The organism is Archangium sp. (genome assembly GCF_045802675.1).
GTDB lineage: Bacteria > Myxococcota > Myxococcia > Myxococcales > Myxococcaceae > Archangium.
Genome location: NZ_JBJMQO010000098.1, coordinates 1 through 11701, shown reverse-complemented (window position 1 = coordinate 11701; position 11701 = coordinate 1). Strand labels below are relative to the sequence as shown.

Annotated in this window: 2 protein-coding genes; both read left to right on the top strand. The window is 71.4% G+C overall.

What is annotated here, in order from left to right:
- Positions 1–3: 3 nt before the first annotated feature.
- A complete protein-coding gene (locus ACJ8AN_RS28480; RefSeq protein WP_407758645.1) occupies positions 4–10908 on the top strand; it encodes an amino acid adenylation domain-containing protein in 10905 nt (3634 codons plus the stop codon).
- Positions 10901–11701 (top strand): condensation domain-containing protein (locus ACJ8AN_RS28475; RefSeq protein ID WP_407758644.1); only part of this gene is annotated, 801 nt, incomplete at its 3' end. The genes ACJ8AN_RS28480 and ACJ8AN_RS28475, both read left to right, overlap by 8 nt.

Here is an 11701-nt window from a genome sequence, read left to right as displayed (position 1 = left end):
GAGCTGCGCCGCGTCCTCGAGTCCAAGCTGCCCGCGTACATGGTGCCCTCGGCCTTCGTCGTGCTCGAGGCCCTGCCCCTCACTCCCAACGGCAAGGTGGACCGCAAGGCCCTCCCCACTCCGGATGGCCTGCGCTCGGAGCAGGACACCTTCAGCCCGCCGCGCACGCCCACCGAGGAGCTGCTGGCGGGAATCTGGGCCCAGGTGCTGCGCCTGGAGAAGGTCGGCCGTCAGGACGACTTCTTCGAGCTGGGCGGACACTCGCTCATCGCCACCCAGGTCATCTCGCGCATCCGTGAGACATTCGGAGTGGACCTGCCCCTCGGCGAGCTCTTCGAGGCCACCACCCTGGCCGTGCTGGCCGCGAGGATCGACACCGCCGTCCAGGCCGGCCAGAGCCTGCGGGCACCGCCCCTGGAGCCGGTGTCGCGCTCGGGCGAGCTGCCGTTGTCCTTCGCGCAGCAGCGCCTGTGGTTCCTCTACCAGCTCGAGCCGAACAGCGCCTTCTACAACATCCCGCTGGCCGTCCGCTTCGAGGGCCACCTGGATGCCGAGGCGCTACAGCGCAGCTTCGGTGAGCTCGTCCGCCGCCACGATTCGGTGCGGATGACGTTCCGGAGCCAGGAGGGGCGGCCCATGCAGGTTCCCCTCGCGGCCTCCGAGCTGTCCCTGGCCGTGATGGACCTCCAGCACCTGCCCGCGGACGCGCGCGAGGAGGAGGCGCGGCGTCTCGCGCGCGAGGAGGCGGGGCGGCCGTTCGATCTCGCCCGCGGCCCGCTGCTGCGCACCTCGCTGCTGAAGCTCGGGGAGCGGGAGCACGTGCTGCTCCTGACGATGCACCACATCATCTCCGACGGCTGGTCCATGGGCGTGCTCATCCGCGAGATGGTGGCGCTCTATGAGGCCCTGTCCTCCGGCCGGCCCTCCCCCCTGCCCGAGCCGGCCCTCCAGTACGCGGACTACGCGGCCTGGCAGCGGCGGTGGCTGCAAGGCGAGGCGCTGGAGACGCAGCTCGCGTACTGGAAGCAGCAGCTCGACGGGGCTCCCCGGCGGCTGGAGCTGCCCACGGATCATCCCCGCCCGGCGATGCCCACGTACCGGGGCGCGCGGCACTCCCGGCCCCTGCCCTACGCCCTCACCGAGGCACTCAGGGAACTCAGCCGGCGCGAGGGTGCCACGCTCTTCATGACGCTCATGGCCGCCTTCCAGGCGCTGCTCGCCCGCCACTCCGGGCAGCAGGACGTGCTGGTCGGAACGGACATCGCGAACCGCACCCGCGCCGAGACCGAGGGGCTGATCGGCTTCTTCATCAACCAGCTCGTGATGCGCGGACGCCTCGACGACGCCCCCACGTTCCGCGAGCTGCTCGCCCGCACGCGGGAGACGGCACTCGCGGCCTACGCCCACCAGGATCTTCCCTTCGAGGAGCTGGTGAGGGAGCTCAACCCCGAGCGCGGTGGCGGCCATGCGCCGCTCTTCCAGACGAAGCTCATCCTCCAGAACGCGCCGATGCCCGCCATCGAGCTTCCGGGGCTGACGTTGACGCCGCTGGAGGTGGAGTCGGGCGCGGCGCGGCTGGATCTCGTGGTCTCGCTGATGGAGACCGCGGACGGCCTCTCGTGCACGTGGGACTACAGCACCGACCTGTTCGAGCCCTCCACCATCGAGCGGATGGCGGGGCACTTCCAGCGGCTGCTGGAGGGCATCACCGCCCATCCCGAGCAGCGGCTGGAGGAGCTGCCCCTGCTGTCCGGCGAGGAGCAGCGGCAACTGCTGGTGGAGTGGAACGGCACTCGACAGGAGCTGCCGCGCGAGGCATGCGCTCATCGGCTCTTCGAGGCCCGGGCGGAGCTCACGCCCCACGCCTCCGCCGTTGCCTTCGCTGAAGAGGTCCTCACCTACGCAGAGCTGGACCAGCGGGCCAACCGGCTGGCGCACCACCTGCGCTCGCTCGGCGTGGGCCTCGAGACGCGCGTGGGCCTGTGCCTCGAGCGCTCGCTCGAGGTGCCCGTGGCCATGCTCGCCATCCTCAAGGCTGGCGGCGCCTTCGTCCCGCTCGACCCCTCATACCCGGCCGCGCGCCTGGCGTTCATCCTGGCGGATGCCGGTATCTCGGTCCTCGTCACCCAGGAGCGAATCGCCGACGAGCTGCCCACCAGCGCCCAGCTCGTGTGCCTCGATAGCGACGCACAGGGGATCGCGCTCCAGCCCGGCACCGCTCCGGTCTCCAGCGCCACCGGGGACAGCCTCGCCTACGTCCTCTACACCTCCGGCTCCGCCGGCACGCCCAAGGGCACGCTGCTGGCCCACCGCGGCCTGTGCAACACCGCCCTGGCCGCCGTCACCGCCCACCGCTTCCGTCCCGACAGCCGCGTCCTCCAGTTCGCCTCTCCCGCCTTCGACGCCTCCGTCTGCGAGGTCTTCTCCACCCTCCTGGCCGGCGCCTGCCTCGTCCTCGCTCCTCGCGAGGGACTGCTGCCGGATGTGCCCCTGCGCACGCTGCTGGAGAAGCAGTCCATCACCGCGGTGACGCTCACCCCCTCCGTCCTCGCGCAGCTCTCCGAGGAGGGCCTGCCCAGGCTGGAGATCCTCATCTCCGCGGGCGAAGCGCTCCCTCCCGCCGTCGCTCGCCGCTGGAGCAAGGGCCGCACCCTGCTCAACGCCTACGGCCCCACCGAGGTCACCGTCTGCGCCAGCATCAGCGGCCCGGTGGATTCCGAGCGCATCACCATCGGCCGGCCCTTCCCCAACGTCGAGCTCTACGTCCTGGACGGTCTGCTCCAGCCGGTGCCGGCCGGTGCGCCCGGAGAGCTGTACGTGGGCGGCGTGGGACTGGCGCGCGGCTACCTGGGCCGCCCGGAGCTCACGGCCGAGAAGTTCCTCCCCCACCCCTTCAGCGCCGAGCCCGGCGCTCGCCTCTACCGCACCGGTGACCGCGTCCGCTTCCTCTCCGATGGACAGCTGGAGTTCCTCGGCCGCGCCGACGCCCAGGTGAAGGTGCGCGGCATCCGCATCGAGCCGGGCGAGGTCGAAGCCGCCCTCCTCCATCACCCCTCCGTGCGCGAGGCCGTGGTGGTGGCTCGCGAGGACTCGCCGGGCCAGCCGAGACTGGTGGCCTACCTCGTCCCGGACGAGGGCCAGAGCCTCGAGACGGCCAGTCTGCGCGCGGCCCTCAAGGAGCAGCTCCCCGAGTACATGCTGCCCTCCGCCTTCGTCTCCCTGCCCGTGCTGCCCCTGACGAGCAGCGGCAAGGTGGACCGCAAGGCCCTGCCCGCTCCGGAGGGGCTCTCCCCGCAGTCGGCCTTCGTCCCCCCCGAGGGCGAAGTCGAGCTCGCGCTGGCCGCGGATTGGGCCTCGCTGCTCGGCGTCGAGCGCGTGGGCCGCCACGACAACTTCTTCGAGCTCGGTGGCCACTCCCTGCTCGCCACCCAGCTCATCTCCCGCGTCCGCTCCACGTTCGGGGTGGAGCTGCCGCTGAACGCGCTGTTCGAGAACCCCACCGTGGCCACCCTGGCCACGAAGGTGGAGCGCGCCGGACGGGCCCTCCAGGCGCCACCGCTCGTCTCCGTTCCTCGCGGCGGCCCGCTGCCCCTGTCCTTCGCCCAGCAGCGGCTGTGGTTCCTCGACCAGCTCGAGCCGGGCAGCGCCCTCTACAACATCCCCGCGGCCGTCCGGCTCGAAGGAGCCCTGGACGTGTCCGCGCTGGAGCGGAGCTTCGGCGAGCTCGTCCGCCGCCATGAGGCCCTGCGCACGACGTTCACGTCCCACCAGGGTCAACCGGTCCAGGTCATCTCCCCCGCCTCGGACGTGCACCTGACCGTCATCGACCTCCAGCTCGTGCCCCAAGGCGAGCGCGAGGCCCAGATGCTCACGCGGGCCAACGACGAGGCCCGCCGCCCGTTCGACCTCGCCACCGGGCCGCTGCTGCGCACCCTCCTCTTCCAGCTGGGCCCGCGCGAGCACGTGCTGCTGCTGACGATGCACCACATCGTCTCCGACGGCTGGTCCATCGGCGTGCTCATCCGCGAGCTGGCCGCGCTCTACGAGGCCTTCTCCACGGGCAAGCCCACCTCGCTGCCGGAGCCGGGCCTCCAGTACGCGGACTACGCGGCCTGGCAGCGGCAGTGGCTCCAGGACGAGGCGCTGGAGCAGCAGCTCGCGTTCTGGAGGAAGCAGCTCGAGGGCGCACCCGCGGCCCTGGAGCTCCCCACGGATCACCCGCGTCCCGGCGTGCCGTCCTCCCGAGGCGCGAGCCACCCCGTGCGCCTCCCCGGCGCGCTCTCCGAGTCCCTCAAGGCGCTCGGCCAGCGTGACGGCGCGACGCCCTTCATGGTGCTCCTGGCCGGCTTCCAGGCGCTGCTCGGCCGCTACTCGGGCCAGGACGACGTCTGCGTGGGCACACCCATCGCCGGCCGCCGCCACGCCGAGCTGGAGAGCATGCTCGGCTGCTTCGTCAACACGCTCGTCCTGCGCGGCCGGCCATCGGCGGACCTCACCTTCCGGGAGCTGCTCGCCCAGGTGCGGGAGACGACGCTCGCGGCGTACGCCCACCAGGACCTGCCCTTCGAGAAGCTGGTGGATGCCCTGCAACCCGAGAGGCAGCTCGGCCGCTCGCCGTTGTTCCAGGTGATGTTCGTTCTCCAGAATGCGCCGGCCTCGGCCCTCTCGGCGCCGGGACTGATCCTGCGTCAGGTGGACATGGAGGGTTGGAAGTCGACGTTCGAGCTGACTTTCTCCCTCATGGAGACGGCGGAGGGCTTCGCCGGGTTCATCGAGTACAGCACCGACTTGTTCGAGGCCTCCACCATCGAGCGGATGGCGGGGCACTTCCAGCGGCTGCTCGAGGGTGTCACCGCCCTTCCCGAGCGGCGCCTGGCCGACGTGCCGCTGCTGTCCGCCGAGGAGCAGCGGAAGTTGCTGGTGGAGTGGAACGACACCCGTGCCGAGCCCGTGGGCGAGCCGTGTGCCCACCAGCTCTTCGAGGCCGAGGTGGCTCGTTCGCCGGACGCGCTGGCGCTCCTCGCCGGTGACACGCGCCTGACCTACGCCGCGCTCGACCGCCGGGCCAATCAGCTGGCCCACCACCTGCGCGCCCTGGGGGTCGGCCCCGAGGTGCGCGTGGCCCTGAGCGTCGAGCGCTCGCCGGAGCTGGTGCTCGGCCTGCTCGGCATCCTCAAGGCCGGTGGCGTCTACGTGCCGGTGGACCCGTCCCTGCCAGCGGAGCGGCTCGCGTACCTGCTCGACGTGTCGGGCCCCACCGTGGTGCTGACGCAAGCGTCCCTCGCGGCCCGCCTCCCCGGTGGAGCGCGGCGAGTGGTGTGCCTGGACTCGGGCGCGGAGGAGCTCGCCCGTCATCCGGAGAGCAACCCCGGCGTGCGGCTGGAGGGCACCCACGGTGCCTACGTCATCTTCACCTCCGGCTCGACGGGCCGGCCCAAGGGAGTCCTCGTCGAGCACCGCGGCGTCACCAACACCGTGCGCCGCTCCATCCAGGACTATGGGCTGCGCCCCGGCCAGCGGCTGCTCCAGTGGGCCTCCATGGGCTTCGACGTCTCCGTGCAGGAGATCCTCTCCGCCCTGGGCAGCGGCGCCACGCTGGTGCTGAGCGCCCGCCAGCTCGTGGGACCGGAGTTGCTCGCGGCGGTGCGTGAGCAGGGCATCACCACGCTGACCCTCACGCCTCCGGCGCTCGCGGTGCTTCCCGACGCGGAGCTGCCAACGCTGGAGACGGTGTTGATCGGTGGCGAGGCCTGCCCCGCCGAGCTGATGGATCGCTGGGCGAAGGGCCGCCGCTTCATCAACCAGTACGGGCCCACCGAGGCGAGCATCGCCGCCACCAGCACCGTGTGCACGCCCGGCTCCGGGCAGCCCACGCTCGGCCGCCCCTTCCCGAACACCGTCCTCTACGTGCTCGACGAGCGGATGCGGCCCGTGCCCCTCGGCGTCCACGGAGAGCTGTACATCGGCGGCCTGGGCGTGGCGCGCGGCTACGTCGGCCACCCGGAGCTGACGGCCGAGCGCTTCGTGCCAGATCCCTTCGGCACCGGGCCCGGCGCCCGCCTGTACCGGACGGGCGACGTCGTGCGCTACCGCGCCGATGGCCAGCTCGAGTTCCGCGGCCGCGCCGACACCCAGGTGAAGGTGCGTGGCTTCCGCATCGAGCTGGGCGAGCTCGAGGCCGTGCTCACCGGCCATCCCTCGGTGGAGCGGGCGGTGGTGTTGGCGCGCGAGGACGTGCCCGGCGACAAGCGCCTGGTGGCCTACGTCGTGGCGCGGCCCGGCCTGGAGCTGGACCTCGACGCGCTGCGCGGCTTCCTCCAGGACAAGCTGCCCGAGTACATGCTGCCCTCGGCCTTCGTCCCGCTGGAGGCCCTGCCCGTCACGCCCAACGGCAAGGTGGACCGCAAGGCCCTGCCCGCGCCCCAGGGACTCACGCCGCGGACGGACTTCGTCCCGCCCGAGGGCCAGGTCGAGTCCACGCTGGCCGCTGCCTGGGCCGCGTTGCTCGGCGTCGAGCGCGTGGGCCGCCACGAGAACTTCTTCGAGCTCGGCGGCCACTCGCTGCTCGCCACGCGGGCCATGACCCGGGTGCGCGACACGTTCGGCGTGGAGCTACCCCTGCGCACGCTCTTCGAGCACCCCACCGTGGCCGCGCTGGCCGCGAAGCTCGAGGAGGCCACCCGGAGCGGGAGTGCCACGAAGGCGCCACCGCTCGAGCGGGTCCCTCGCACCGGCAAGCTGCCGCTCTCCTTCGCGCAGCAGCGCATGTGGTTCATCGACCAGCTGGATCCGGGCACCAGCGCCTTCAACATCCCCACGGCCGTCAGGCTCCGGGGCGCGCTCGATCGCGCGGCGATGCAGCGCAGCCTCGACGAGCTCGTCCGGCGCCACGAGGCCCTGCGGACCACCTTCGCCGCCGAGGAGGGACGGCCCCACCAGGTCATCGCTCCGGCCAGCGCCCTACCCCTCGCGTTCTTCGATCTCCAGCAGGTACCGGAGTCCGAGCGCGAGGCCCGCATGCGCCGGGCGGTCATCGAGGAGGCCCAGCGCCCGTTCGATCTGATCGCCGGGCCGCTCCTGCGCGGCCTGCTGCTCCAGCTCGGCCCCCAGGAGCACGTGCTGCTGCTGACGATGCACCACATCGTCTCCGACGGCGGCTCCATGGGGGTGCTGATCCGCGAGCTGGCGGCTCTCTACGAGGCCTTCTCCACGGGCCGGCCCTCGCCGCTGCCGGAGCAGGCCTTCCAGTACGCGGACTACGCGGCGTGGCAGCAGCAGTGGCTGCGCGGCGAGGAGCTGGAGAGGCAGCTCTCCTGGTGGCGCGAGGAGCTCTCCAGCGCGCCCCAGACGCTGGAGCTCCCCACGGATCGCCCCCGCCCCACGGAGATGTCCGGGCGCGGTGGCCAGTATGACTTCCGGATGTCCCGCTCGCTCTCCAACGCGCTCGACGCGCTCGGCAAGCGCGAGGGCGCCACGCCGTTCATGGTGCTGCTGGCGGCCTTCAACACCGTGATGGCGCGCTACTCGGGACAGAAGGACCTGCTGATCGGCACCGACGTCGCCAACCGCACCCACGCCGAAACGGAGGGGATGCTCGGCTTCTTCATCAACCAGCTGGTGCTGCGTGCGCGGCTCGAGGGAGACCCCACCGTGCGCGAGCTGCTCGCCCGCACGCGCGAGGCCTCGCTGGCGGCCTATGCCCACCAGGAGGTGCCCTTCGAGGAGCTGGTGCGAGCGCTCAACCCCTCGCGCAACGACGGCCGCGCGCCGCTGTTCCAGGTGAAGTTCACGCTCCAGCACGCGCCCACGGGCGCCCTGACGCTGCCGGGGCTGACGCTGGAATCCGTCCCCATGGAGACCCACTCCGCGAAGCTGGATCTCCTCGTGGTGGTGGGGCACGGCGAGGACGGACTGTCCTGCACGTGGGAGTACAGCACCGACCTCTTCGACCGCGACACCGTGGCGAGGATGGCGGGCCACTTCCAGACGCTGCTGGAGGGCTTCGCCGCGAGGCCGGACGCGCGGCTCTCCGAGCTGACGCTGCTCTCCGAGGGCGAGCGCCGTCAGTTGCTGGAGTGGAGCGGACCGCGGCCCGGCTTCCGCGACGACGCCTGCTTCACGCAGCTCTTCGAGGCGCAGGTGGAGCGCACGCCGGACGCGCCCGCCGTCACCTTCGAGGACGAGTCCCTCACCTACCGCGAGCTCAACCGCCGCGCGAACCAACTGGCGCACCGGCTGCGGGCCCTGGGCGTGCGGCCGGACAGCCGGGTGGCGCTGTGCCTCGACCGCTCGCTGGAGCTGATGGTGGCCGTGCTGGGCATCCTCAAGGCCGGCGGCGCCTACGTCCCGCTGGAGCCGGAGACCCCCGCCGAGCGCCTCTCCGCCATCCTCGAGGAGGCGCAGGTCGCGGTGGTGCTCACGAAGGAGGACTTCGCCGAGGCCATCCCCGAGGTCGGCGCGCGCGTGCTGTACCTGGACTCCGAGTGGGACACCATCTCGCGCAAGCAGAGCCCGGAGAACCCCGCGCCGCAGGCCGGGCCTGGACACCTCGCGTACGTCATCTACACCTCGGGCTCCACCGGACGGCCCAAGGGCGTGGCCGTGGAGCACCGGCAGCTGTGCAGCTACACGGCCGCCGTGCTGGAGCGGATGAATCCTCCCGCCGGAGCGAGCTTCGCCACCGTCTCCACCATCGCCGCGGACCTGGGCAACACCATGGTCTTCCCCGCGCTGCGCACGGGCGGCAACCTCCACGTCCTCTCCAAGGACCGGGTGACGAGCCCCGAGGCGTTCGCCGAGTACTTCGAGCGCCACGGCATCGACTGCTTGAAGATCGTCCCCTCGCACCTGGCGGCGCTGATGTCGGCCTCCAGGCCCGAGCGGGTCATCCCGCGCAAGCTGCTCGTGCTGGGCGGCGAGGCCTCGAGCCGCGAGTGGATCGAGCGCATCCAGAAGCTGCGGCCCGGGTGCGCCCTCCTCAACCACTACGGCCCCACGGAGACCACGGTGGGCGTGCTCACCTGGCCGGTGCCTGTCACCGGGCTGCCCGCGCGACCCAACATTCCCACGGGCTTCCCGCTCGCGGGCGCGCAGGTGCTGGTGCTGGATGAGCGCATGCAGCCGGTGCCGTTGGGCATCGCGGGCGAGCTCTACATCGGCGGCGCTGGCGTGGCCCGCGGGTACCTGGGCCGCTCGGAGCTCACGGCGGAGCGGTTCGTCCCCAACCCGTTCGCGAGCGAGCCCGGAGGCCGGCTCTACCGGACGGGAGACCTGGCGCGCCGGCTGGCGGACGGGTCCGTGGAGTTCCTGGGCCGCGTCGATGATCAGGTGAAGATCCGCGGCTTCCGCGTGGAGCTGGCCGAGGTGGAGGAGGTCATCCGCCGCCACCCGGACGTGCGCGAGGTGACGGTGCTCGCCCGCGAGGTGACTCCGGGAGATCGCCGGCTGGCGGCCTACGTGGTGCCCTCGCTCCAGCGCGCCACCACGGTGCGGGGCAAGAAGCGCTACGTGCTGCCCAACAAGGCGGCGGTGGCCCAGCTCAACCGCAACGAGACCGACTACATCTACAAGGAGATCTTCGAGCTGCAGGCCTACCTGCGGCACGGCGTCACGTTGCACGACGGCGACTGCGTCTTCGACGTGGGCTCCAACATCGGCCTCTTCTCCGTCTTCGCCAACCTGATCTGCGACGCGCCGCGCATCTTCGCCTTCGAGCCCAACCCGACGGTGAACGAGCTGCTGCGCATCAACGCGTCGCTCTACGGCAAGAACATGACCGTCTTCGACTGCGGCATCGCGGCCGAGGAGGGCTCCGCCGAGTTCACGTTCTTCCCCGGCTTCTCGCTCCTCAGCGGCTTCCACGCCGACGCGGAGACGGAGAAGTCGGTGGTGAAGGCGTACATGCTCAACCAGGAGAATGCCTCTCCGGAGCAGCTCGCCGGCCTGAGCGAGGACGCGGATGCGCTGCTGGAGGAGCGCTTCGAGGCGAAGAGCTTCACCGCGCAGCTGCGCACGCTCTCGGACATCATCGACGAGCAGGGCGTGGAGCGGATTGATCTGCTCAAGGTCAACGTCGAGAAGAGCGAGCTCCAGGTGCTCTCCGGCATCCGGAAGGAGCACTGGGGCCTCATCCGCCAGATGGTGGTGGAGATCGACGTGAAGGAGAACGTGGAGCCCATCACCGAGCTGGTGCGGAGCCAGGGCTTCGAGCTGGTGGTGGATCAGGACGTGCTGCTGTCGGGCACGCAGCTCTGCTACCTGTACGCCATCCGGCCGTCGGACAAGGGGCGGCTCATCCCCGAGCAGCCGAAGGACGCGCACCTGCGCACGCTGCCCGTCCTGGAGGAGCCGTTCCTCACCCAGACCGAGCTGGCCCGGTGGCTGGGCGACAAGCTGCCGCCGTACATGGTGCCCTCGGCCATGGTGATGCTGGAGGCGATGCCGCTCACGCCCAACGGCAAGGTGGACCGGCAGGCGCTCCCCGCCCCCACCGCCGCCACGGACGAGCACGCGTTCGTCGCGCCGAGGAACCAGACCGAGGAGCAGCTCGCCAAAATCTGCGCCGAGCTGCTCAACATCCCGCGGGTGGGCATCCACGATGACTTCTTCGAGCTGGGAGGCCACTCGCTGCTCGGCACCCAGGTCATCTCGCGGATCCGCGCCACCTTCGGGACGGACCTGAAGCTGAGAGACCTGTTCGACACGCCCACCGTGGCGGGCCTGGCGGCGCGCATCGTGGACCTGCGGGCCGAGCAGGTGGACGAGTCTCAGCTCGAAGCACTGCTGGCGGAAATCGAAGGGCTCTCCGACGACGAGGTGCAAGCGCAGCTCGCCGGGTCCGGAGACGCATCCGAGGAACCGTCCGACACCGAAACCGTGAAGGCGACCAGGAAGACCTCCCATGAGTGACCTCCAGAAGCGTCTCGCCGCCCTGCCTCCCGAGAAGCGCGAGCTGCTGCTGCGCAAGCTGGGCAAGGCCGCGCCCCAGGCCACCATCACCCCGAGGCCGCGCGACGGCTCGTCCTTCCCGCTGTCCTTCGCGCAGCAGCGGCTGTGGTTCCTGGATCAGCTGGAGCCGGGCAGCGCGGTCTACAACATCCCCACGGCCCTCCGAGTCGAGGGCGCGTTGAACGCCCAGGTGCTGGAGCGGGCGCTCGAGGAGGTGGTGCGTCGCCACGAATCGCTGCGCACCCTCTTCAAGAGCGAGGAAGGACAGGCGGTCCAGGTGGTGCTCCCCGCGCCGCGGCTGCCCCTGCGGGTGGTGGACCTGCGCGAGCTTCCGGCGAGCGAGCGAGAGGCGGAGTCGCAGCGGTTGGTGGACGCGGAGATGATCCGTCCGTTCGACCTGGCGCGCGGGCCGCTGCTGCGCACGCTGCTGCTCCAGCTGGGCGACCGCGAGCACGTGCTGCTGCTGACGGTGCACCACATCGTCTCGGACGGCTGGTCCATGGACGTGCTCGTCCGCGAAGTGGTGATGCTGTACATGGCGTTCTCCGCCGGTCAGCCGTCGCCGTTGCCGCCTCTGCCCATCCAGTACGTCGACTATGCCGCCTGGCAGCGCGAGCAGCTCCAGGGCGAGGGGCTCGAGAAACAGCTCGTGTACTGGCGCAAGCAGCTCGGGGGCGCGCCGCGGCTGTTGGAGCTGCCCACGGATCGGCCGAGGCCGGCGGTGCAGAGCACCCGGGGCGCCAACCAGCCCGTG